This is a genomic window from Planomonospora parontospora (assembly GCA_014647935.1).
In the GTDB taxonomy this organism is placed as follows: Bacteria; Actinomycetota; Actinomycetes; order Streptosporangiales; family Streptosporangiaceae; genus Planomonospora; species Planomonospora parontospora.
The window spans coordinates 26,262-47,510 of sequence record BMQD01000020.1 but is presented as its reverse complement, the minus strand read 5'-3'; the positions used below and the strand labels follow the sequence as shown (position 1 = coordinate 47,510).

General features: G+C 74.4%; 20 protein-coding genes. 8 read left to right on the top strand and 12 right to left on the bottom strand.

Annotation, left to right across the window (positions count from 1 at the left end):
* Positions 1-34: 34 nt before the first annotated feature.
* Positions 35-286 (top strand): type II toxin-antitoxin system Phd/YefM family antitoxin, encoded by a 252-nt coding sequence (locus tag IEZ07_RS26715; protein WP_191897282.1) that lies wholly within the window; start codon positions 35-37, stop codon positions 284-286.
* Positions 286-708 carry a type II toxin-antitoxin system VapC family toxin gene (locus tag IEZ07_RS26710; protein ID WP_191897281.1) on the top strand — a complete coding sequence of 141 codons (423 nt, stop codon included), beginning with the start codon at positions 286-288 and terminating at the stop codon, positions 706-708. Before IEZ07_RS26715 ends, IEZ07_RS26710 begins: the two co-directional genes overlap by 1 nt.
* Positions 709-754: 46 nt before the next feature.
* On the opposite strand, the gene IEZ07_RS26705 is transcribed toward IEZ07_RS26710, so the two are convergent.
* Both IEZ07_RS26705 and IEZ07_RS26700 read right to left on the bottom strand, forming a co-directional pair.
* Positions 755-1,897 carry a Fic family protein gene (locus tag IEZ07_RS26705; protein ID WP_239320670.1) on the bottom strand — a complete coding sequence of 381 codons (1,143 nt, stop codon included), beginning with the start codon at positions 1,895-1,897 and terminating at the stop codon, positions 755-757.
* 106 nt (positions 1,898-2,003) lie between these two features.
* Complete coding sequence (locus IEZ07_RS26700; RefSeq protein ID WP_191897280.1) at positions 2,004-3,236, bottom strand: cytochrome P450; 1,233 nt, start codon at positions 3,234-3,236, stop codon at positions 2,004-2,006.
* A 94-nt stretch (positions 3,237-3,330) separates the two neighbouring features.
* Between IEZ07_RS26700 and IEZ07_RS26695 the strand changes: the two genes are divergently transcribed.
* Positions 3,331-4,842 (top strand): FG-GAP repeat protein, encoded by a 1,512-nt coding sequence (locus IEZ07_RS26695; protein ID WP_191897279.1) that lies wholly within the window; start codon positions 3,331-3,333, stop codon positions 4,840-4,842.
* On the opposite strand, the gene IEZ07_RS26690 is transcribed toward IEZ07_RS26695, so the two are convergent.
* The 3 genes from IEZ07_RS26690 to IEZ07_RS26680 form a co-directional block, all read right to left on the bottom strand.
* Complete coding sequence (locus IEZ07_RS26690) at positions 4,820-5,392, bottom strand: hypothetical protein (protein ID WP_191897278.1); 573 nt, start codon at positions 5,390-5,392, stop codon at positions 4,820-4,822. The two genes, IEZ07_RS26695 and IEZ07_RS26690, sit on opposite strands and share 23 nt — an antisense overlap.
* 144 nt (positions 5,393-5,536) lie before the next feature.
* On the bottom strand, positions 5,537-7,114 hold the full coding sequence (locus IEZ07_RS26685; protein WP_191897277.1) for an alkaline phosphatase D family protein: 1,578 nt from the start codon (positions 7,112-7,114) through the stop codon (positions 5,537-5,539).
* Between the two features lie 200 nt (positions 7,115-7,314).
* Positions 7,315-8,151 (bottom strand): hypothetical protein, encoded by an 837-nt coding sequence (locus IEZ07_RS26680; protein ID WP_191897276.1) that lies wholly within the window; start codon positions 8,149-8,151, stop codon positions 7,315-7,317.
* Between the two features lie 198 nt (positions 8,152-8,349).
* Between IEZ07_RS26680 and arfB the strand changes: the two genes are divergently transcribed.
* Entirely contained in the window at positions 8,350-8,769 is a 420-nt protein-coding gene (gene arfB, locus IEZ07_RS26675) for an alternative ribosome rescue aminoacyl-tRNA hydrolase ArfB (RefSeq protein ID WP_191897275.1), read from the top strand.
* 119 nt (positions 8,770-8,888) lie between these two features.
* Complete coding sequence (locus IEZ07_RS26670; RefSeq protein ID WP_191897274.1) at positions 8,889-9,335, top strand: NUDIX hydrolase; 447 nt, start codon at positions 8,889-8,891, stop codon at positions 9,333-9,335.
* A 108-nt stretch (positions 9,336-9,443) separates the two neighbouring features.
* Here the strand turns inward: IEZ07_RS26670 and IEZ07_RS26665 are convergent, their stop codons facing one another.
* The 4 genes from IEZ07_RS26665 to IEZ07_RS26650 all read right to left on the bottom strand — a co-directional run bounded on the left by IEZ07_RS26665 (position 9,444) and on the right by IEZ07_RS26650 (position 14,499).
* A complete protein-coding gene (locus tag IEZ07_RS26665) occupies positions 9,444-10,739 on the bottom strand; it encodes a GAF domain-containing sensor histidine kinase (RefSeq protein WP_191897273.1) in 1,296 nt (431 codons plus the stop codon).
* A gap of 91 nt (positions 10,740-10,830) precedes the next feature.
* Positions 10,831-12,582 (bottom strand): SpoIIE family protein phosphatase, encoded by a 1,752-nt coding sequence (locus tag IEZ07_RS26660; RefSeq protein WP_191897272.1) that lies wholly within the window; start codon positions 12,580-12,582, stop codon positions 10,831-10,833.
* Between the two features lie 140 nt (positions 12,583-12,722).
* The gene (locus tag IEZ07_RS26655) at positions 12,723-13,466 is read right to left on the bottom strand and encodes an HAD-IIA family hydrolase (protein WP_231647137.1); all 744 of its coding nucleotides are present in this window, start codon (positions 13,464-13,466) and stop codon (positions 12,723-12,725) included.
* Between the two features lie 133 nt (positions 13,467-13,599).
* On the bottom strand, positions 13,600-14,499 hold the full coding sequence (locus tag IEZ07_RS26650; protein WP_068893985.1) for a TIGR03619 family F420-dependent LLM class oxidoreductase: 900 nt from the start codon (positions 14,497-14,499) through the stop codon (positions 13,600-13,602).
* A 134-nt stretch (positions 14,500-14,633) separates the two neighbouring features.
* Between IEZ07_RS26650 and IEZ07_RS26645 the strand changes: the two genes are divergently transcribed.
* On the top strand, positions 14,634-15,626 hold the full coding sequence (locus tag IEZ07_RS26645; RefSeq protein WP_239320667.1) for a phosphotransferase: 993 nt from the start codon (positions 14,634-14,636) through the stop codon (positions 15,624-15,626).
* A gap of 45 nt (positions 15,627-15,671) precedes the next feature.
* The gene (locus IEZ07_RS26640; protein WP_068893987.1) at positions 15,672-15,953 is read left to right on the top strand and encodes a TFIIB-type zinc ribbon-containing protein; all 282 of its coding nucleotides are present in this window, start codon (positions 15,672-15,674) and stop codon (positions 15,951-15,953) included.
* A gap of 228 nt (positions 15,954-16,181) precedes the next feature.
* Here the strand turns inward: IEZ07_RS26640 and IEZ07_RS26635 are convergent, their stop codons facing one another.
* The 3 genes from IEZ07_RS26635 to IEZ07_RS26625 form a co-directional block, all read right to left on the bottom strand.
* Positions 16,182-17,198 carry a hypothetical protein gene (locus IEZ07_RS26635; RefSeq protein ID WP_191897271.1) on the bottom strand — a complete coding sequence of 339 codons (1,017 nt, stop codon included), beginning with the start codon at positions 17,196-17,198 and terminating at the stop codon, positions 16,182-16,184.
* A 33-nt stretch (positions 17,199-17,231) separates the two neighbouring features.
* Complete coding sequence (locus tag IEZ07_RS26630; protein ID WP_204054621.1) at positions 17,232-18,884, bottom strand: ABC-F family ATP-binding cassette domain-containing protein; 1,653 nt, start codon at positions 18,882-18,884, stop codon at positions 17,232-17,234.
* A 368-nt stretch (positions 18,885-19,252) separates the two neighbouring features.
* Positions 19,253-20,752, bottom strand: a complete 1,500-nt coding sequence (locus tag IEZ07_RS26625; RefSeq protein WP_068894409.1) for a bifunctional phosphatase PAP2/diacylglycerol kinase family protein — start codon at positions 20,750-20,752, stop codon at positions 19,253-19,255.
* A 253-nt stretch (positions 20,753-21,005) separates the two neighbouring features.
* Between IEZ07_RS26625 and IEZ07_RS26620 the strand changes: the two genes are divergently transcribed.
* Positions 21,006-21,200, top strand: coding sequence for a CsbD family protein (locus tag IEZ07_RS26620; protein ID WP_068893990.1), 195 nt, complete (start codon positions 21,006-21,008; stop codon positions 21,198-21,200).
* The last annotated feature ends 49 nt before the right edge of the window (positions 21,201-21,249 follow it).

Below are 21,249 nucleotides of genomic sequence, written 5' to 3'. Positions count from 1 at the left end.
TCTAGGTCTAGACAGACTAGACAGGAGGCGGCTCATGACCGCATGGCAGGTCCAGGAGGCGAAACAGCGCTTCAGCGAGGTCGTGCGGCGCGCGACGGACGAAGGGCCGCAGATCGTCACCCGGCACGGGGAGGAGGTGGCCGTCGTCATCGACGTCGCCGAATACCGCCGGCTCAAAGGCGACACCCCCGACTTCGCACGCTTCCTCCTCACCGGGCCCGACTGGGACGACGACGTCGAGTTCCCGCGCAGCCGGGACCTGCCCCGAGATGTGGACTTCGACTGATGGGCACCGGTTATCTACTCGACACGAACGTGGTGTCCGAGGCGCGCAAGCGGAACGGAAGCCCCCAGGTCAAGGACTGGATCGGCACCGCCCATGGACCGACGCTCCATCTCAGCAGCCTGACCGTCGGCGAGATCCGCTGCGGAGTGGAGCGCCGCAGGCGCAGTGACCCCGCCCAGGCGGCCGTGCTGGAACGCTGGCTGCACGACCTTCATCGGTGGTTCGTCGACCGCATCGCCCCCGTCACCTCGGAGGTGGCCGAGGAGTGGGGACGGCTGAACGCCGTACGTCCGCTTCCGACCGCGGACGGCCTGATCGCCGCGACGGCCCGGGTGAACGGCTGGACGCTCGTGAGCCGGAACGTCAAGGACTTCGAGGGCACGGGGGTGTCCGTCGTGAACCCGTTCGAGTTGTACGGCTGACGCCGGGAGCCGGCGCAGGAAGAGCCTTCCAGGCGAGGGCGTCGGGCTACTCCCGCCGGTAGGGGTCGCGGAGGGGGACCAGCCGGGCGGCGAAGTCGGCCTTGATCACCTCCATCCTCGGGCCGGGGGCGTAGAACCGGCCCTTGGTCTCGCCGTACGGCCGCAGCCAGCCCTTGGCCGTCAGCTCGCGCAGGTCCCGGGCGGCCTGGCCCTGGCTGAGCGACTCGTCCGCCTGGTACATGGTGCGGCGCAGCCGCCGGTTGACGAAGACCTCGTACAGCGCCGAGACGCAACGGGTGTGCAGGCCGTCGGCGTCGACCCCCTCCTCCAGCACGGTCCACACCTCGCCGGCCTCGCGCAGCCGCTGCCGGACCTTCTGCGCCTGCATGTGGTGGCAGCGGAGGTTGAACCTGACCCAGGGGAGCGTGTCGCCGTGCGGGCTCCACCGCTTCCGGCCGACCTCGCCGAGCACGTTGTAGTAGTCATAGGTCGTGCGGCCCTGCCCGAGCCACTCCTCGATCGAGGCGAACTCCGGGGTGAGGATGCGGTCGCGGCCGAGCACCAGGGTCTGCAGCGCCCGGGAGCCCCGGCCGTTGCCGTCCCGCCACGGATGGATCTTCACCAGGTTGAAATGGGCCATGGCCGCGCGGACGTAGCCTGGGGCGTCCAGGTCGCCCGTGTTGAGCCAGTCGACCAGCTCGTCGAGGAGGCCGGGCACCGTCTCCACGTCCGGTCCCTCGTAGACGACCTCGCCCGTGCCGGAGTCGCTGATGAAGATCGCCCCCGGCCGGACCGTGCCCGGCGTCTTGTCCCGGTGGTGGCCGATCATCATGAAGTTCAGCGCGTGCAGCAGGCCGGCGTCGTAGCGGAAGACCGCGGCCCGCGACAGCAACTGGATGTAGGTCATCGCCTGCTGGTATCCGGCGATCTCCCTGGCCACCGCCGGGGAGGCGTCCAGCGGCTCCTCCCCCGCCATGATCGAGCCGATGTCCTCGGCGCTCGCCTGGTAACCCTCGATCGCGTTCGACCCCTGGATGGCCAGCGCCTGCAGATGCCTGCGGAGCTGGCCGTCCCAGCGGTGCGTCTCGGCGAGCCGGTGCCGCAGGTCGGTGCGCATGTCCTCGATCTCGGCGAGGACCTTCTCGTCTGCCGCGTCCAGTGCGGGCGTGCCGTACAGCATGCCCGTCATGACAACATGAATGAATCATACAGTCAAGTGATTGAATGATTCGTCCACCATTGCACGGTTCGTCGGAAACGGCGCCCTCGCCCGTCCGGACAGGCGTCGGCGCCGTTCAGAAGGTGAACCGCTGGCTCCGCACGCTGTTGTCGAAGTTGGACAGCAGCAGCTCCGGCTCGCCCACCGACCGCACGTCCGGCAGCCGGGTGAACAGCTCGCGGAACATCGTCCGGATCTCCTGCCGGGCGAGGTTGGCTCCCAGGCAGAAGTGCGGGCCCGGGCCGCCGAAGCCCACATGCCCCTTGGCGTCGCGGGTGATGTCGAACCGGTCGGCGTCGGGGAAGACCGTCTCGTCGCGGTTGGCCGAGCCGTAGAAGAGCACGACCTTGTCGCCCGGCTTCAGGTGCAGGCCGCGCAGGTCGTAGTCCTCGGTCACGGTCCGGCGGAACTGCATGATGGGCGAGACGTAGCGGACCATCTCCTCGATCGCGCCGCCGATGCGGCCGTCGAAGTCCTCCAGCAGCAGCCGCCGCTGCTCGGGGTTGTCGGTGAGCAGCTTGATGCCGTGCGCCATGGTGTTGCGCGCGGTCTCGTTGCCGGCGACGAGCAGCAGCGCGAAGAACGAGCCGAGCTCGCGGTCGGTCAGCCGCTCCCCGTCGACGTTGGCGGTGACCAGCGCCGAGACCAGGTCGTCGCGGGGCTCCGCGGCCCGCTCCCGGCCCAGGCCGATCACCATGCGCTGCAGGGCGAGCAGGGCCAGCATGTTGCCCACGGCCATCCGCACGGTCCGGGCGAGGCTGGGCCGTACGCCGGTGTAGGCGGTGGAGACGTCCACGTGCCGGTGGACCTGCTCGCGCAGGTCGTCCGGGACGCCCATCATGTCGCAGATGACATGGATCGGCAGCCGGGCGGCCACCTGCTCGACGAAGTCGCCGCCCGGGCCCGCCGCCACGGCGTCGTCGACGATCCGGGCGCAGGCCTTCTCGATGTCACCCTGCAGGTTGGCGAGCATCTTCGGGCTGAACGCGCGCGAGACGATCCGGCGCAGCCGGGCGTGGCGGGGGTCGTCCATGTTGACCATCGACTCGCCGAACACGTGCTTGACCCAGCCCGGCGGCTCGGGGCTGCTCGCCGCCGGCTCGCTGGAGAACACCTTGGCGTTGCGGCTGGCCTCCACCACGTCGGCGTGGCGCACCAGCGCGTAGAACCCGCTGCCGGACCGGAGCAGCGGCACCCGCTTCTCGGTGAAGAACACCGGCCGCTCCAGCTCTCTCAGCCTCGCGAACGCCTCGTGCCGCTCCTTCGTCGGACGGCGCCAGAACCCCAGATCAGCCAGGTCGATGTCCATCTGCTCATCCTGGCACGCGCTCTACCGAAACCGGCCACATATCGTTCACGTGGCGGAGGGAGGGGAGCCCGAAACGCCGGAGAACATCCCGGTTATGAGAGCAATGCTCCTCGCCTCCGCCGCTCTGGCCACCGCCCTCGCCTCCCCCGCGGCCCCGGCCCTCCCCGCCTCCCCCGCGGCCCCGGGCCCTCCCACCCGAACGGCCTCCGCGCCGGGCCCTCCCGCCTGGCCGGTCTCCGGTCCGGTCCCGGGTCCGGCGGCGGCCTTCCGGGCGTGCTCCGGCGTGCCCTCCGACTTCGACGGCGACGGCCGCGCCGACCTCGCGGTCGCCGCGCCGTACACGGAGGTAGGAGGCCACGCCCGCGCGGGGTCCGTCACGGTCCTGTACGGCATGCGCACCGAGCGGCGGCTCACCCAGGACGACCCCGGGGTGCCGGGGGAGGCCGAGACCGGCGACGCGTTCGGCTCGGCGCTGGCGACCGGCGACTTCGACGGCGACCGCTGCGCGGACCTGGCCGTCGGGGTCTCGGAGGAGGACCGGCCGGGGCCGGGCTCCGACGGCAGGGGCGTGGTCCAGCTCTTCCGCGGCTCGCCCGGCGGACTGCGGCCCGGCGCGGTGCTCGACGCCGGGGATCTGGGACGCGGGCGCGGGCCCGACCGGTTCGGCGCGGCGCTGGCCGCCGGGGACCTGGACGGGGACGGCGACGACGAGCTGGTGATCGGGATCCCGGGACTGGGCGGGGGCGGCGTCGGGGTGCACGGGACCCGGGGCCGCAGGCCGTACGTCGTCACGCAGCGGACCCGCTGGGTGGGGCAGCGGGAGCGGAAGACCGACCAGTTCGGGTCGGTGCTCGCGACCGGTGACTTCGACGGCGACGGCCGGGCGGAGATCGCGGTGGGCGCGCCCGCCGACAGCCTCCGCAAGAGCGGGGAGGGCTCGGTCACCGTGCTCGACGTGCGGCGGCGCGAGGCCCTGCGCCTCACCCAGGACAGTCCGGGCGTCGCCGGCGCCGCCGAGCCCTGGGACGCCTTCGGCGCCGCGCTGGCGACGGGGGACTTCGACGCCGACGGCCGCGCCGACCTGGCCGTCGGCGTGCCGGGTGAGGGCCTGACCGCGAACCAGCGGGCGATGGACTACGGCGACGGGACCGTGGTGACCGTCCACGGTTCGGCGCGGGGCCTGCGCACCGCGACCTCCGAGGCCTTCTCCCAGCGGGGGCTCGACGGCGTGCCGCGCTACTTCGACCGGTTCGGCGCGGCGCTGGCCGCCGGGGACCTCAACGGGGACGGCGACGACGAGCTGGCGATCGGGGCACCGGGGGAGAACGCCGTCCAGGTGCTCGCCGGGACCCGGTCCGGCGGTCTGACGAAGCGGAACGACCTGCTGGTCACCGGTCGCGGAGGCGACTTCGGCGCGGCGCTGGCCATCGTGCCCGGCCGGGGCCTGGTCGTGGCCGCGCCGGCCTCGGGCAGGCTCGTCCTGCTGCGCGGAGGCGCGCGGGAGGGGGCGCAGACGGGGGTGCGCCCGGCGACGGCGCGGACTCTCGCCACCGGCGCCGGGAGCGCCCTGTTCGGCTACGCGCTCAGAGGATCCGGGTCCCGGTGAGCTTCTTGAAGCGGATCGTGCGGAACAGCCGGCTCCGGTCGGCGTCGCGGTCCGCGGTGTAGGCGACCCCGAACCTCGGGACGTACTTTCCGCGCTTGGCGGGGCGCAGCCAGGCGCGGACCGTCACCGAGGTGGTGTCGCCGTTGTCGAGCGAGGTCATCCAGCAGTTCAGGGTCCGGCCCCTGGTCTTGCAGCTGATGCTGCGCGGCTTGGCGACCACCTTGATCCGCCGGGTCCCGGACGGGAAGCTCCCGCCGAGCAGGGCGTAGGCCTGGCCCCGGTAACCGCCCTTGTTGGTCACCTTGACCCGGTAGGTCACGTAACCGCCCCGGCGGACGTACTTGTCGTAGCGGACTGAGGCGGTGAACCTCGGCTTGGCGGCCGACGAGACGCCGGAGATCCCGGCGGCCACGGTGAGCGCCGGGACCGCGGCGGTCGCGGGGCCCGTGCGGGCGGCCGGGACCGCGGCCGCGGCGGGGGTCTGGAGGAGGGCGCCGCCCAGCGCGGCAGCCAGGGCCGCGGCGGTGAGCCTCGTAACGGGGTGACTCATATAGCCCATTTTCCGGTAAATCATGAGAATTTTCTCCCCGACCCGATCGGTCCGGTCGGTCGCACCGCCGTCTCGTCCGCCCGGACCGGATCCCCGCGCGGTCGGCGTCCCGCCCGGACCGGACCCCCGCGCGGCCCGGCCGGCTCAGCGGGGGTCGAGCCCCCGCTCCCCCGCCGGGACGGTGAAGCGGGCGCCCGTCCTGGCGGGGGCCCCGCGGCGGCTGATGTACTCCATGACGCGGAAGTCCGCCCGGAGCTCCTCCTCGGTCAGCCGGCAGAGGATGTAGCCGCGCCGCTGGTCCAGGTAGGAGATGTGCGGGTTCTCCGCCACGATCTCGGAGACCCGGCTCTCGTCCCGGTAGCCGTCGCCGTCGCTGGAGACGGAGGAGGTGACCAGCTCCACCGCCACCTTCTCCGCGTCCGGATCGTCGAAGTCGAGTGTGAGGTCGGCGGCGTGGTGCATGTGCGCGTCACCGGTCAGCACCACCGGGTTGGCCGCGCCGGAGTCGCGCAGGCCGGTCAGCAGGCGGGTGCGCTCGGCGGCGTAGCCGTCCCAGGAGTCCAGGTTCACCTCGCTGCCGGGACCGGTCCGGTGGTCGCGCTGGGCCATCAGGATCTGCTGGCCGATCAGGTTCCAGCGGGCCCGGGAGGCGGCGAGCCCGCCGAGCAGCCAGTCGCGCTGGTCGGCGCCGAGCAGGGTGCGCTCCGGGGAGAGCCGGTCGTCGCAGCCGGCCCGGACGCCGTCCTCGCACGCCTGGTCGTCGCGGAACTGCCGGGTGTCGAGCAGGTGGAAGCGGGCCAGCGGGCCCCAGTCCACCCGCCGGTGCACCCGCATCGACGCGCCCCCGGGGACGCTGGATCGGCGCAGCGGCATGTTCTCGTAGTAGGCCGTGAAGGCGGCGGCACGGCGCCGTGCGAACGCCGGGGCGCCGGTGCTGGACACCCCGGCGGCCCAGTTGTTCTCGATCTCGTGGTCGTCGAAGGCCACCAGCCAGGGCGCGGCCGCGTGCGCGGCCTGCAGGTCGCGGTCGCTCTTGTACTGCGCGTGCCGCATCCGGTAGTCGGCCAGGGTCTCGCACTTGCCCGGCGTGTGCTCCCGGACGCCGCCGCCGAGCGCGGTGTACCCCTGCGGCCCGTACTCGTACATGTAGTCGCCCAGGTGGACCACGAGCTCGGGCTCGGACTCGGCGAGCCTGCGGTAGGCCGTGTAGTAGCCGTGCTCGTAGTGCGCGCAGGCGGCGACGGCGAAGGTGAGCCCGGCCCCCCGCGCCGCCGACGCCGACGGGGCGGTGCGGGTGCGGCCGACCGGCGACAGGTGGCCGCCGGCGCGGAAGCGGTAGAAGTACTCCCGGCCGGGCTCCAGCCCGTCCAGCTCGACGTGGACGCTGTGCGCCCGCGTCCGGCGCGCGGTCTCGGTGCCCGAGCGCACGACCTCGGTGAACCGCTCGTCGGCGGCGACCTGCCACCGCACGTCCACGTCCCGGCCCGGCATCCCCCCGTGGCCGTCCCCGCTCAGCGGATCGGTCGCCAGCCGGGTCCACAGCACGAACCCGTCCGGCGACGGGTCCCCGGAGGCGACCCCCAGGGTGAACGGGTCCCGGGCCAGGGCCCCGGACCGCGCCGGCCGGACGGTCGCCGAGGCGGGCCCGGCCCCGGCGAGCAACAGGCCGCCAGCACCCGCGGCGGCGGACAGGAACGCTCTGCGTGACGGCTTCTGCTCCACGCCACCAGTGCAGCCGACCCGCCTGACCCCGCTGTGACCCGCACGTCAAGGCAGGGTGAACAGCCGCGGGACGGCCGGGCGCGCCTTCCCCTCCGGGGTGGACGCCGCCGGACCTGCGGGAGGCCCGCCCCCTGCCGGCAGGTGAACACTCCCGCAGGGCACCGGTCCGCACCGGGACGCGCGCGCCCGCGTCCTCGCCGTCAGGACAGGTACGGCCTCAGGTGCTCGCCCAGCGCCCCGCAGCCCAGGTACTTCTCCACGGTGTGGAAGTCGAGCCGGTCGAGGTCGACCAGGACCTCCCGGTCGACCCCGGTGAAGCACGACCGCAGGGCGGGCGGGATCGCGGCGATGTCGTGCCGGTCGGCGATGTTGACCCACCGCCGCACCTGGCGGGGCCGCTCGCCCCGGCCGTTCACCGGGGCCGGCAGCAGGCGCTCGAAGACCACGTCGCGCATGCCCAGCGGGCTGCCGAGGGTGATCAGCAGCTCGACCTCCAGGTCGGGGTGGGCCCAGAGCGTCTCGTAGGCCACCACGCTGCCGAGGGAGTGTGCGATGACCACCTTCGGGCGGTTGCGCCGGATCACCTCGGCCACCGCCGCCCGCGCGCCGGCCCGCGCCTCGCCGCCGACCGCGAGGTAGGCCGCCACCTCGGGGGCGAAGAGCGCGGCGAACCGCGCCGCCTGGTCCGGCATACGCTCCAGCATCCAGCCCGCCACCAGGTGCAGCGCGCCGGTCAGCCCCTCGCCGACCGCGTCGAGCTGGCGCGCCCAGGCGACCAGGACCTCCTGCTCCCCCGCCGCCATGCTCCGCACCGCACGGGGGTCGCCGTCCTGCTTGTGCTCGCCGAGCAGGTGGGCGTAGTAGGCGATCTCGGTGACGTAGCGCTCCCCCGCGTGCGGCGCCCCGGCCGCGAGCCCCCGGTGCAGATAGCGGTCCCACTTGGCGCGCATCGCCGCCTCCGCCCCGGCGACCGAGTTCCCCGCCTCGCGGTAGTACCGGTACTTCCCGATCCCGTGCACGCCCACGATCGCACCCACGCGCCCTCGCCCCTCCCCCACCGACATGTACGGCTTGCGCCCGCCATCACTGTGGCGGAAGGAACCGGGCGCCACAAGACCGGCACGAGCAGCCATCGGCCGATGGAAATGGGCAAACGGGGCATAAACCGGTTGATCGACGGGTGTGCCCCCTCGCTACGCTGGACACGCACCCCCTGCCCGAAGGAGTCGTCCGCCATGCCCGGCCCGCTTCAGATCAGCGGCTCGGTCTCCGTTCCCGAGTCCGAGCTCCACTGGCGTTTCTCGCGTTCCTCGGGTCCCGGCGGCCAGGGGGTCAACACCACCGACAGCCGGGTCGAGCTCAGCTTCGACCTGGCCGCCACCGAGTCCCTCCCTCCGCTGCTCAAGACCCGCGCGCTGGAGCGCCTCGCCTCCCGCCTGACCGGCGGCGTCGTCACCATCGCCGCCTCGGAGTTCCGCTCCCAGCTGCGCAACCGCGAGGCGGCCGAGGTGCGCCTGGCGCAGCTCCTGCGCGAGGCCGTCGCCCCGCCCCCGAAGAAGCGCCGCCCGACCAAGCCGAGCAGGGGCGCCGTCGAGCGCCGCATCGCCGCCAAGAAGCACCGCTCCGACCTCAAACGGCTCCGCCGCGACATCTGAGCCCGGCCGGGGCGCGGCCCGGTCTCGGCCGGTCTCGGCCGGCCCCTTGCCTCGGGTTTGGCCCGGCGTTCGGCTCCCCGGGGGAGACGGGCGCGGGGGCGGATGCGAGAATCCGGAAGATGCCGCCCGTTCCCAGCGTCCGCGCCGTGCTCCTCGACGACGACCGGCTCGTGCTGTTCCGGCGCACCGTGCCCGGCAAGGAGCTGTACTGGTCCGCCCCCGGCGGCCACGTCGAGCCCGAGGACGCCTCCCTGGAGCACACCCTCCACCGCGAGCTCCTGGAGGAGCTCGGCGCCACCGTCTCGGCCGTCACCCCGCTGACCACCCTGCGCTGCCCGCGCGAGGAGGGCGTCAAGCTCCAGCACGTGTACGGCTGCCGCCTGGTCTCCATGGACCTCGCCCTGCGCTGCGGCCCGGAGTTCGCCGATCCCGCCCGCGGCGTCTACGAGGTGGTGCGGGTCCCCCTCGACCCCGACGAGATCGGCGCCCTCAACCTCGTCCCCCCGGAACTGGGCGACTATCTCACCGGCGCCGCCGCCCGGCTGCCCGACCTGATCGCCGGCTGACCGGGGCCCGGTCCCCGGCGGCCGGTCCGGAGAGAGGGCCTCACCGCCGGCCGGCCCGGAGACGGAGCCACGCGCCGGTCGAGCCGGAGACGGAGCCGCGCCGCCGGGTCAGTCCGGAGGGGGGTCCGAGGGCGGGACGGGCAGCGTGACGCGCACGGAGGTGCCCTTCCCCGGCTCGCTGTCGATGCGGACGCTGCCCCCGTGCAACTGGATGATCTTGTCGACGAGGGGCAGGCCCATCCCCGTGCCGCCGGTCAGGTCCTCGGCCTGCCGCGTCCGGTAGAAGTCCTCGAAGACCCGCTCCACCTCGCCGGGCGGGATGCCGATCCCGGTGTCGCGGATCCGGATGCGGCGCGCGGGGTCGGCGGTCACGGTGACCTCGATCGTGCCGCCGTCCGGGGTGTACTTGATCGCGTTCTCCAGCAGGTGGTCCAGCGCGTGCTGGAGCCGCCGGGCGTCGGCCCAGGCCGTCATCGAGGGCGGGGCCTCCAGCCGCAGGGTGTGGCCCCGGCTCTCGGCCTCGGCGGCGGCGTCGCCGACCGCGCGGCGGACGACGGCGACCAGGTCGACTCGTTCGGGGGTGAAGACGGCGGTGCGGGCGTTGAGGCTGGACATCAGCAGCAGCTCGTCGATCAGTCCCAGGATGTGCTCGCTGTTGCGCTCGATCACCTGCAGGAAGCGGTGCTCGGTGGCCTCGTCCAGCCCGCCCTCCCGCACCAGCTGCAGGTATCCGCGGATCGAGGTCAGCGGGGTGCGCAGCTCGTGGTTGACGGTGCGCAGGAACTGGTCCTTGAGGTCCTGCACCTCCTGCAGGCCGTGGATGATCTGGTCGGACTGGCGGGCGTAGCGGTACGTCTTCAGCAGCGAGGTGGCGCTGGCCGCCAGGCTGCGCAGGATCCGGTGCCGCTCGTCGGAGAGGCGGCGGGGTCGGCGGTCCATCACGCAGAACACGCCCAGGACGTTCCCCGACCGGCCGATCATCGGCACACCCGCGTAGAAGCGCACCCCCGGCTCCCCGGTCACCGCGGGATCGTCCCGGAAGCGCGGGTCGTCGCGGGCGTCGGGGACCTCCAGCAGCTCGCGGCCCTGGATGGTGCAGGGGAAGAAGGACAGCGCCTGCTCGTCCAGGGCCGCCGCGCCGGCGCCGGCGCGGCCGGTGAGCCGCCGGTCGCCGGCCCCGATCACGTTGACCAGCGCGATCGGGGTCTCGCAGGCCAGCGCGGCCGAGGTGGCGAGGGCGGAGAAGTCCGGCTCCATGAGGACCGGGGGAGGCGGTGGAGGGGCGCCCTCCCGCAGCCCGCCCGGTCCCTGATCGTCCGTCACGCTGCGGGTGCCGCCCAGCCGCTCGCGGTCCGACTCCCGGAGGCGCTCCGCGCCCTCGCCGGGGTCCCGTGCCTCCGTCATCACGGCCCCGTCCCGCCCACGTCCTCCGGAGCGGCCGGGGCCGTGGCCCCGGACCGGTGCCCGGCGCGGACGGCTCCGCCGTACGGGGTGGTCATGAGTCCTCGTCGGGACCGGGCACCCGCAGGGCGAGCAGGGCGATGTCGTCGACGCCGTCGGGCGGCGCACTCTCCAGCAGCTCGTCGCAGAAGCCTTCCACCGAGCGGCGGGCCAGCGCCGCGGCGCGGCGGCGCAACCGGTCCAGGCCGGTGTCCAGCCCGGTCCCCGGCGCGTGGACGAGGCCGTTGGTGTACAGCAGCACGGTGCTGCGCGCCGGGAGCGGTTCGATCGCGTCGTGGCGGTCGCCGACGTCGTGCCACTCCACCCCGACCAGCACGTTCTGCGCCGACTCCAGATAGCGGGCGCGGCCGTCCTCGGTGACCAGCAGGGGCGGCGGGTGGCCGGCGCTGGCCCAGTGCAGCTGCCAGGGGCCTTCCGCAGGGCCTTCGACCCGGGCCAGGACCAAGGTGGCCAGGGCGGGGTCGCCGACGGCGAGCACCGAGTTCTCCAGGCGGTCCATGATGAGGCCGGGAGGCTCCACCCGGTCCCAGGCGATGGACCGCAGCATGTTGCTCATCTGGGCCATCCGCGCGGCGGCCTGCACGTCGTGGCCGGCCACGTCGCCGACGACCAGCGCGGTCGCGCCGTCGGCCAGCGTCAGCACGTCGTACCAGTCGCCTCCGGCCGCCGAGCCCTCCGGCGCCGGCCGGTAGCGGGCCGCCAGGCCCAGCCGGCCCGCCTGCGGCAGCGAGGGCAGCAGATGGCGCTGCATGGTCTCGGCGACCTCGCGCTGCCGGTCGGACAGGCGGACACCGTCCGCCGCCAGCCCGGCGCGCCGGCCGAGGTCCTCGACCAGCGCCAGCTCGGCGGCGTCGAAGGGACGGGCCGGGTCGGTGCGCGCCACGGTCAGCGCGCCCAGGATCCGCCGGGCGGTGCGCAGCGGCGCGATGATCAGCGACGTGGCGCCGAAGGCGGAGACCAGCTCGCGGTGGGCGTCCGCCAGCGGCTCGTCGTCGCAGACGGCGATGTCGTCGGGGCCGAGCAGCAGGGCCTCACCGCCGCGCAGCACGCGGGCCAGCGGCGCACCGGAGGACTCGGTGACCGGTGGCAGCGGCCCCTCCCAGGCGGGATCTCCGGAGTAGCCCTCGGGCGGGACGACCACGACCCGGCGGACCTCCTCGGAGCCGGTGCGCAGGTCCACCGCCGCCCATTCGGCCAGCCGCGGCACGATCAGGCGGCCCAGCCGGCGCAGCGCCTCGTCCGCCTCCGGCGTCCGGGCCAGCATCGCGCCGGCCTCGGTGGCCGCCGCCAGCCGGTCGGCGAGCCGTTCCAGCGCCGCCAGCTGGTCGGCCCGGCGCCCGGCGGCCTCCAGGTGCTCGGTGGCGTCGGTGAAGAGCACCGCCGCGGCGCGGATCCGGCCGTCCCGCAGGACCGGCGAGACCGACCAGGACACCGGCAGCAGGTGCCCGGTGCCGCACAGGAAGCGGGCGCACCCGCCCCGGACGGCCAGGCCGTGCTCCAGCACCGGCCAGAGGCTGCACGCCGAGCGGGGGATCACCGAGCCGTCGGCGGCCCGGTGCAGCAGATCGTGGGCGTCCGCCCCCAGCATCGTCTCCGCCGGGCGGCCCAGCAGCTCGGCGGCCCGCGGGTTGACCGCGCTGATGCGCCCGTCGCGGTCGGTGAGGTAGAGGCCCTCGCCCAGACCGGCGAAGACCGCCTGCAGCAGCGCCCCGCCGGGCAGCGCTCCACCGGGCGGTCCGGCGCCGTCCCCGGTCCCGCTCCCCGTCCCGGCCTGCTCGATCGTCACCTCACTGGTCTTCCCAGCCCGGCCGCCCGGAATCCCCGGTCACGCCCGTCCGGCCCGCCCGGCCCGCTCCGCCGGCCCGTGCGGCCCCGGCGCGGCAACCGCCTCCCGCCCGCCCGGCGACCGTCGCGGACGGCGGGAGCTCACTCGATCGCGTCGATGAGGTCGGCGACCGACTCCACCACCTGGGACGGGCGGAACGGGTAGCGGTCGATCTGCTCCCGGGCCATCACCCCGGTGAGCACCAGGATGGTGTGGAGCCCGGCCTCCATGCCGGAGACGATGTCGGTGTCCATCCGGTCGCCGATCATCGCGGTGGTCTCGCTGTGCCCGTCGATGGCCCGCAGCGCGCTCCGCATCATCATCGGGTTCGGCTTGCCCACGAAGTACGGCTCGACGCCGGTCGCCTTGGTGATCATCGCCGCGACCGCGCCGCAGGCGGGCAGGGAGCCCTCGGTGGAGGGGCCGACCGGGTCGGGGTTGGTGGCGATGAAGCGGGCCCCGCCCTCGATCAGCCGGATCGCCCGCGTTATCTGGGTGAAGCTGTAGGTGCGGGTCTCGCCCAGGACCACGTAGTCCGGATCGAGGTCGGTCAGGACGTAGCCGATCTCGTGCAGGGCGGTGGTGAGCCCGGCCTCGCCGACCACGTAGGCGGAGCCGCCGGGCCGCTGGTCGGCGAGGAACTGGGCGGTGGCCAGCGCCGAGGTCCAGATGGACTCGGCCGGGATCTCCAGGCCCGCCGCGCGCAGCCGTACGGCCAGGTCGCGCGGGGTGTAGATGGAGTTGTTGGTGAGCACCATGAACCGGCGGCCCGTCTCGCGCAGGCGGCGGATGAACTCGTCGGCCCCCGGCACCGGGTGACCCTCGTGGACGAGCACCCCGTCCATGTCCGACAGCCAGCACTCGATCGGCTTGCGCACGTCCGCCATGATCGGATATCCCCCGCTTTTCGGTCCTATATTCGGTCCTGTCTGGAGACAACCAGGATGACAGGTCCACGGTGACCGGCGTACCGCGCCGTCAGGGGGCGAGGGCCTCCAGCGCGGCCTCGGCCCGGCGCATCGACTCCTCCGGGTCGGCGTCCGGCGAGCCGATCTCCGGGTCGAAGTTCAGGTCGTGGAAGACGTCGGTGACGCCCCGGGCCGCCAGGTCCGCCACGTCCTTGCGGATCTCCTCGAACGACCCGCTCAGCGGCGCGCGGTCCGCGGCCCCGGCGGGCCGGATCCGGGTGACGCCCCGGGTGACGAAGCGCAGCGCCCCCGGATCGCGTCCGGCGGCGCGGGCCGCCTCTCCGACGACGGCGATCTTCTCGTCGATGCGGGTCAGGTCCTCCCGGCTGGAGCTGATCCAGCCGTCCGCGAGCCGTCCCGCGCGCCGCAGCGCCACCTCCGCGCTCCCGCCGAGCAGGATCGGCGGCGGCGTGCCGGGCCGGGGGTCCTGGTGCACCGGCGGCAGCCGGTAGAACCCGCCGTCGTGCGCCACGGTCTCCTCCGACCAGAGCCTGCGCAGCAGGCCGACGAACTCCTCCCCGCGCGCGCCCCTGCGCTCGAACGGCGTCCCGGACGCGGCGAACTCCTCCGGTAGCCAGCCCAGCCCCAGCCCGGCGTCCAACCGGCCGCCGGAGACCGCCTGCAGGCTCGCGAGCTGCTTGGCCAGCAGCGCGGGCGAGAAGAACGGCATGTTCAGCACCGCCACGCCCAGCCGGACGCGGCTGGTCGCACCCGCCAGGTAGGCCAGCGTGACCACCGGGTCGTGCACGCTGCGGTAGACCGGGCCCATCGGGTGGCCCTGCGGGTAGAGCAGCCGCTGGAAGGTCCACAGTTCGTGGTAGCCGAGCTCCTCGGCCCGCCGGGCGACGCGGACCATGTTGGCGGGCGTCGCCCACGACCCGGACACCGGCACCGCGAATCCGATCCTCATGCCGAGCACCTTACGCGCCCGCCTGCGGCCCACTCGCCCGGCGCGGCGCGGCGGCGCGCTGCGCCGCGCTGCGCTGCGGGAAGGGACGGACCTCCCGGGCGAGCGGGACCTCCCGGATGGGCGAGACTTGCGGGGTGGACGAGACTCTGCGGGCGAGCGGCGAACTGATCGACGAGCTGGGCCGGATCGGCCTCCGGTACGGCGACGCGCCCCCCGTGGTGCTGCCCACCCGCCCGGACGTGGTGATCGTGCGGGCCGGGTCCGTGGTGGTCAAGGCGCACGCCCCCGGGGCCGGACGCGAGCCGCTGGCGGCGCGGATGCGGGCCGTCGCCGGTCCCGAGCTGCGCGGGATCCTTCTGGAGCCGGTGACGGGCGAGGTCATGTCCGCCGGGGACCGGCTGGTCACCGTCTGGCCGGCCGGTACGCCGGTGGATCCCGAGGACCCGGACGCGGCTCCCTGGGAGGCGGGGGCGCGGCTGCTGGCCGGGTTGCACTCCGTACCGGCCGGGGCGCTGCCGCCGCTGCCGCCCGCGGGCGGGCCCGCCCGGGTCGGGAGGACCGTCGCCCGTCTGGCCTCCGGTCCCGCCGCCTCCGCGGCCGAGCGCGTCGTGCGCCGCGCCTTCGACTCGCTGCCCGGACTGCCCGCACTGCCCGGGCCGACCGGGCCGACCGGGCCGCAGCCCGGTCCCGGCCTCCCGCACGCCGCCGGGGAGCGCCCGGCCGGGCCGTGCTCGCTGGCGCACGGTGACTGGCACCTGGGGCAGATGGTCCGCGTCCGGGGCGAGTGGATCCTGATCGACGCCGACGACCTGGGGGTCGGCGATCCGGCCTGGGACCTGGCCCGGCCCGCGGCCTGGTTCGCGGCCGGGCTGCTGGAGCCGGAGGTGTGGCACCGCTTCCTGGCGGCCTACCGCGCCGCGGGCGGCTGCGCCGTGGGGGCCGGCGGCGACCCGTGGGAGCGGCTGGACCTCCCGGCCCAGGCGCTGACCGTGCAGCTCGCGGCGGCGGCGGTGGCGGCGGCCGGGCGGGAGGGGCGGGAGTTGGACGAGGTGGAGCAGGTGCTGATCGACTCCTGCCAGAGGATTGTCCGGTTCCGGAGCGCCTGCCATAGTGCTGACACGCAGTAGGTTGTTGTTACGACGACCCGATGCCAAGGCAAGGAGATCGACCACATGCAGTGTCCGAAGTGTCGCGGCAACATGCGCACGTACGAGCGCAATGGTGTCCACATCGACCAGTGCGACGGTTGTCGCGGGATCTTCCTGGACTACGGCGAGCTCGAGACGCTGACCCGCATGGAGAGTCAGTGGTCCCAGCAGCACGCCGCCCCCGCCCCGCCGCCCCCGCCGCCGGCCCACGGCGCCCCGGGCTGGGGAGCCCCGGCCCCGCACTACGGCGGCCACTACGGCCACCACCGCCAGCGCAGCTGGGTGGGCATGCTCTTCTCCACCTGATCGGGTCCCGATCGGCTCAGGGGGGATGACACGAGACCGCGGCCTCGGCGAGGTCGCGGTCTTCGCGTACGGGCGTCCCCGCATACGGGCGGGTCGCACAAGCGGACGTCCCCGCGTACGGGCGGGTCGCACAAGCGGACGTCCCCGCGTACGGGCGGGTCGCGCCGGCGGGGTCGCGCACCGTTCCGGCCGGGCCCGGCCGGAACGGTCACCGGAGAGGCACGGCGGTCAGTTCGGGAACTTGTCCGGGTCCACCGGCTTGGAGCGGACGGTGCCGCCCTTGACGGCGTGCAGGGTCAGCGTCCAGTTGTTCCAGCGGATGTACCCGCCAGAGCGGGTGGTCCGGAACTTCACGCTCTTGCCGAACTCGGTGAACACGCACGAGCGGGTGAACGCCTTGGCTCCGGAGTCCCAGTCGGTGCCGGTGGTGTAGAAGACGCGGTAGCTGCCGTCGCGCACGCCCGGCACCGTGGCCTTGGCCTTCTTGCGCACGTAGAGGCTGAAGGCCTTCTTCTTGCCGCGCATCACCACGACGACGGCGTCGCGCGAGCCGCCGTTGTGCACCTTCATCGAGCCCCGCCCGGTACGGCTCTCGGACTGGATGATCTTTCCGTTGGACAGGCGGCGGGTCTTCTGCTTGGCGGCCTTCACCGAGACGACGTCGGCCGGGTAGCCGGTCAGCGCCGCGGCGGCCTCTTTCATGTCGGCCAGGTCCCCGGCGCGGTCCAGCTTCGTCAGCACCGCGGGACCGGTGCACGTCTCCTGCGCCAGCACGTCCGGGCGCGCCCCGTCGAGGGCCGCGCCGAACGTGCGCAGCGCGTCGAGGTAGGTGGCGTGCTGGACGGCCAGCTCGGGCGGGGCCGCCAGCGTCTCCAGCCGGGAGGCCGCCTCGCTCACCGCCGTGGCGGCCTGGCCGATCCGCTTGTCGAGGTTCTTCAGCCCGCCGGTGTCGGCCACCTTCCTGAGCGCGTCCCGGACCGGGCCGCGCGCCTGCTGCAGCTCGGCCCGGTAGGCCTCCGCGGTCAGGGCGGACGGGGAGGGCGTGGCACTCGCGACGGGGCCGCCGGGCGAGGTGCCGCCCGGGGCGCCGGGCGACCCGACCACTCCGCTCGCGGTGGCCTGCCCTGCGACGGGCCGGACGCCGGTGGTGGAGGTGCAGGCGGCCAGGGCCAGGGCGGTGACCGCGGTGGCGGCCGCGGCGAGCGCGGCGCGCGAGCGCGTGCGGGGGGCAGCCAGGGGACTCATCTGCCCCACTATCGCCCGGTTGATCAGCCCACGTCAAACCTCCTCACGGGCAGGGGAGGCCGGCTGCTCCGACAGCACGCCCGCCCGGTCCAGGACCAGCCGGCGGGTGATCCCGACGGACTCCAGGAACGCCTGGTCGTGGCTGGCCACGACCAGCGCCCCCCGGTAGGCCCCGAGCGCCTGCGTGAGCTGCCGGACGCTCGCCAGGTCGAGGTTGTTGGTCGGCTCGTCCAGCAGCAGGAGCCGCGGCGGCGGTTCGGCGGAGAGCAGCGCCGCGAGCACGGCGCGGAACCGCTCTCCCCCGGAGAGCGTCGCGGCGGGCCGGTCGGCCCGCTCGCCCCGGAGCAGGAAGCGGGCCAGCCCGGCCCGGACCTCGTTGACCGTGGCCGACGGCGCGAACCGGCGGACGTTGTCCACCACGCTGAGCCCGTCGTCCAGCAGGTCGAGCCGCTGCGGCAGGTACCGCACGCCGGGCACGCCCACCGCGACGGCCCCCTCCACCGGTGCCAGCTCCCCGGCGATCGTGCGCAGGAGCGTGGTCTTGCCCGACCCGTTGGGGCCGGTCAGCGCGACGCGTTCCGGTCCGCGCACGACGAGCTCGTCCACCGCGGTCCCGCTCGCGGTCCGCAGGCCGGTCACGGTCAGCACGGTCTTGCCCGCGGGCACGGCCGTCTCCGGCAGCCCGATCCGGATCTCGGGGTCGTCGCGGACCGCGGACTCGGCCTCGCCGAGCCGGTCGCGGGCCTCGGCGAGCTTGCCGGCGTGCAGGTTGCGGTGCTTGCCCGCCGAGACCTGCGCCTCGCGCTTCCTCGCCTGCATGATGATCTTCGGTTCGCGCTTGCGTTCGTACATCGTGTTGCCGTAGCGCACCCGGCGGGCCAGTTTCACCTGCGCCTCCTCCCACTCGCGCTGCTGCCGCCGCACGTCGGCCCCGGCCGCGCGGACCATCCGCTCGGCGGTCTCCCGCTCGGCGGCGAGCATCTCCTCGTAGGCCGCCAGGTTCCCGCCGTACATCCGGACCGCGCCGCCGGACAGGTCGGCCACGGTGTCCACCAGCTCCAGCAGGGCCCGGTCGTGGCTGACCACCACCAGCACGCCGGTCCACGCCTCCACCGCGGCGTACAGGCGGTGCCGGGCGTCCAGGTCGAGGTTGTTGGTCGGCTCGTCCAGCAGCAGCACCTCGGGACGGCGCAGCAGCAGCGCGGCCAGGCCGGCCATGACGGTCTCGCCGCCGGACAGGGTCGCGACCGTCCGGTCGAGGCCGACGTGGCCGAGGCCGAGCCGGCCGAGCTCGGCGCGGGCGCGCTCCTCGACGTCCCAGTCGTCGCCGATCACCGCGAAGTATTCCGCCAGTTCGTGCTCGGCGACCTCTCCGCGCTCGACGGCCAGCAGCGCGTTCCGCCGGTCCGTGATGCCGAGCAGGTCGGAGACGGTACGGCCGGCCGCCAGGGTGAGGTTCTGCGGCAGATGGCCGGTCTCCCCGCTGACGGTGACCGACCCGGAGAGCGGGGCGAGCTCACCCGCGACGAGTTTGAGCAGGGTGGACTTGCCCGACCCGTTGACGCCGATCAGGCCGGTACGGCCCGCAGGGAAGGCGGCGTCGAGGCCGTCCAGCACGACGGTGCCGTCCGGCCAGGCGAACGAGAGGCGGTCGCAGACGATGGAGGACGAGATGGAGGATGACATGGGCGGCTCCCGGGAATGTGTCGTGGCTTCGGGGACACGGGAGACACCGCGGGCACGCACGCCTTGGCAGGGAAGAGCCCACAGGAAAGCGCCGCCGGAGGCGGGGAGGCTCCACTGAGGTCGGCTGCGCGCCGGGCCGCAGAGCGGCTCTCACAGCGCGGTGTCCGAACCTCAGAACTCCACCGGACTCCCCAGATGACGGCGACAGGACGTCATCGACGTTACGTCGCGGAAATCGGAGGCGTCAACTCTTTTTCCGCCCGGACGGCCGCCGAGGCCGTACCGGCACCGGGGCCCCAGGCCGCGCGGACGGCGGCCCGATGCGGTACGGACACCGGCGCGGGGCCGCCCGGGCGCCCCCGCGCCGCTCAGCCGAGGGGCCGGAACACCAGGAGCGAGCGGGGTCGCTTGGCGAACTCCACCTCGCCGGAGACGGTGAACACCTCGCCGTCGCATGCGAGCCGTACCTCACCCGAGGGGGAGGACACCCGGAGCGTGTCGGCCTGCCACTGCTGGTAGTGGCGCGACAGCCGGAACCTGCCGGTCAGGACGCTGAGGAAGGCCCGCGCCCGCGGCAGCCGGCGGGCCGCGGTCAGGATCCGCACGTCCAGCAGGCCGTCCTCCAGCCGCTCGCGCCGCGTGGGCGCCGCCCCGCGCACCTGGTGGCGGCAGTTGCCCACGAAGACCAGCCAGACCCGGCGCGGCACGCCGTCCACGACGAGGTCGGCGGGGCGCGCGCCACCCGGTCCGAGCACCTCGGCCATCGCCCACAGCAGCGCGGGCCACTTGCCGATCCGGCCCTGCCGCCGCTGCCTGCGGGCCAGCACCTCCGGGTAGATGCCCATGCTCGCCGAGCCGACGAAGGGCCGTCCGGCGGCCTCCCCGACGTCGACGGTCACCAGGTCGCCGGAGCGGTAGGCGTCGACGGCGTCGTCCACGGTCAGCAGCCCGAGCGCGCGGGCGAAGTCACCGGGCGGGCCCGAGGGCACGACCAGCAGCGGGACGGCGGTCCGCAGCGCCTGCCCGGCGACCCGGCTCACCACGCCGTCGCCCCCGGCCACCGCGAGCACCTTGGCGCGGGAGGCGGCCTCGTCCACCACCTGCCCGAGGTCGTCCCCGGGGCCGGGCTCGTAGACCTCGGCGCGCGGGAGCGCGGCGCGCAGCGCGTCCGCCGTCCTCGTCCCGGCCTCCGCCCCGGCGAACGCGGCCTCCCCGCCCTCCTCCCCCGCGCCCCGGCCGGCCCCCTCGTCCACCACGGCGACCAGCCCCTCCCCCTCCGGGTCGAGCCGGACGGGCGGCGCGGTGACGGCGGCGCGAGCCCGTCCCGCCTCGGCCGCCTCCGGCCACAGCCGCAGGGTGAGCACCCCCGCCGCCACCCCGACGGCCGCCCCGGCCAGCACGTCTCCCGGATAGTGCACGCCGGTGTAGACCCGGGAGAAGCAGACCCCGGCGGCCAGCAGCCCGACCGGGACGGCGACGGCCCGGGGCGCCTCCATGGCCACGGCGGCGGCGAACGCGGCGGCCGAGGCCGAGTGGCCGGAGGGGAACGACGCGGACAGCGGCATCCGGACCAGCCGCGCGAGCGGGAGCCCGTCCGGGGACGGCCGGTTCCGGCGGAAGGCCTGCTTGCCCACCAGGTTGACCAGCGGGCTGGCGAGGCTGACCGCGAGCAGGCCCCGGGTCGCCGCCCGGCGCAGCGGCCGCCTGCCGCTGACCGCCAGCGTCCCGGCGATGCCGGCCCAGAGCAGGGAGTTGTCCGCCGCGCGAGACAGGGCCGGAACCACGCGTTCGAGGCCGGGGAGCCGCGCGCCCGCCACGGCGGCGAACAGCCGCCGGTCCATCCTGCCGAGCCGCTCCCGCAACCGCATCGTCCCCACCCTCCCGAATGACGGGCACATGAACAGGCACTCGATTCCGCCGACCATCCCCATATCCCACGCGCACCTCTTTCATTCGCTCCGGGCAATTCCCGCCGAAAATGTCTTTCACGAAATGAGGTGCGGTGAAGCGGTCACCCGGCATCGCCCCGGCGCCGCCGCTCGCCGCCGCGACCGCGTTTGCTCCGCCGCTGCGGGGATAGGGGCTCTCCTCGTCGGAGAACGCACCTACGGAGGGACGATCATGGGCACCGATGACAAGATCTCCAACAAGGCCGAGGAGCTCAAGGGCCGGGCCAAGGAGAACGTGGGATACGCCACCGGCGACGAGGAGCTGCGCGCCGAGGGCCGGGCCGACCAGGCCGAGGGCAACCTCAAGCAGGCGGGCGAGAAGGTGAAGGACGCCGGCAAGAAGATCAAGGACGCTTTCAAGAGCTGACATGCCAGGAGCGACGCGGCGGAGGACGGGACCGACCGTCCTCCGCCGC

Bases quoted from the DNA above. Each gene is read 5' to 3' on its own strand.
- IEZ07_RS26715 (WP_191897282.1), top strand. From the start codon at position 35: ATGACCGCATGGCAGGTCCAGGAGGCGAAACAGCGCTTCAGCGAGGTC.
- IEZ07_RS26710 (WP_191897281.1), top strand. From the start codon at position 286: ATGGGCACCGGTTATCTACTCGACACGAACGTGGTGTCCGAGGCGCGC.
- IEZ07_RS26705 (WP_239320670.1), bottom strand. From the start codon at position 1,897: ATGACGGGCATGCTGTACGGCACGCCCGCACTGGACGCGGCAGACGAG.
- IEZ07_RS26700 (WP_191897280.1), bottom strand. From the start codon at position 3,236: ATGGACATCGACCTGGCTGATCTGGGGTTCTGGCGCCGTCCGACGAAG.
- IEZ07_RS26695 (WP_191897279.1), top strand. From the start codon at position 3,331: ATGAGAGCAATGCTCCTCGCCTCCGCCGCTCTGGCCACCGCCCTCGCC.
- IEZ07_RS26690 (WP_191897278.1), bottom strand. From the start codon at position 5,392: ATGAGTCACCCCGTTACGAGGCTCACCGCCGCGGCCCTGGCTGCCGCG.
- arfB (WP_191897275.1), top strand. From the start codon at position 8,350: ATGCCCGGCCCGCTTCAGATCAGCGGCTCGGTCTCCGTTCCCGAGTCC.
- IEZ07_RS26670 (WP_191897274.1), top strand. From the start codon at position 8,889: ATGCCGCCCGTTCCCAGCGTCCGCGCCGTGCTCCTCGACGACGACCGG.
- IEZ07_RS26665 (WP_191897273.1), bottom strand. From the start codon at position 10,739: ATGACGGAGGCACGGGACCCCGGCGAGGGCGCGGAGCGCCTCCGGGAG.
- IEZ07_RS26655 (WP_231647137.1), bottom strand. From the start codon at position 13,466: ATGGACGGGGTGCTCGTCCACGAGGGTCACCCGGTGCCGGGGGCCGAC.
- IEZ07_RS26650 (WP_068893985.1), bottom strand. From the start codon at position 14,499: ATGAGGATCGGATTCGCGGTGCCGGTGTCCGGGTCGTGGGCGACGCCC.
- IEZ07_RS26640 (WP_068893987.1), top strand. From the start codon at position 15,672: ATGCAGTGTCCGAAGTGTCGCGGCAACATGCGCACGTACGAGCGCAAT.
- IEZ07_RS26635 (WP_191897271.1), bottom strand. From the start codon at position 17,198: ATGAGTCCCCTGGCTGCCCCCCGCACGCGCTCGCGCGCCGCGCTCGCC.
- IEZ07_RS26630 (WP_204054621.1), bottom strand. From the start codon at position 18,884: ATGTCATCCTCCATCTCGTCCTCCATCGTCTGCGACCGCCTCTCGTTC.
- IEZ07_RS26625 (WP_068894409.1), bottom strand. From the start codon at position 20,752: ATGCGGTTGCGGGAGCGGCTCGGCAGGATGGACCGGCGGCTGTTCGCC.
- IEZ07_RS26620 (WP_068893990.1), top strand. From the start codon at position 21,006: ATGGGCACCGATGACAAGATCTCCAACAAGGCCGAGGAGCTCAAGGGC.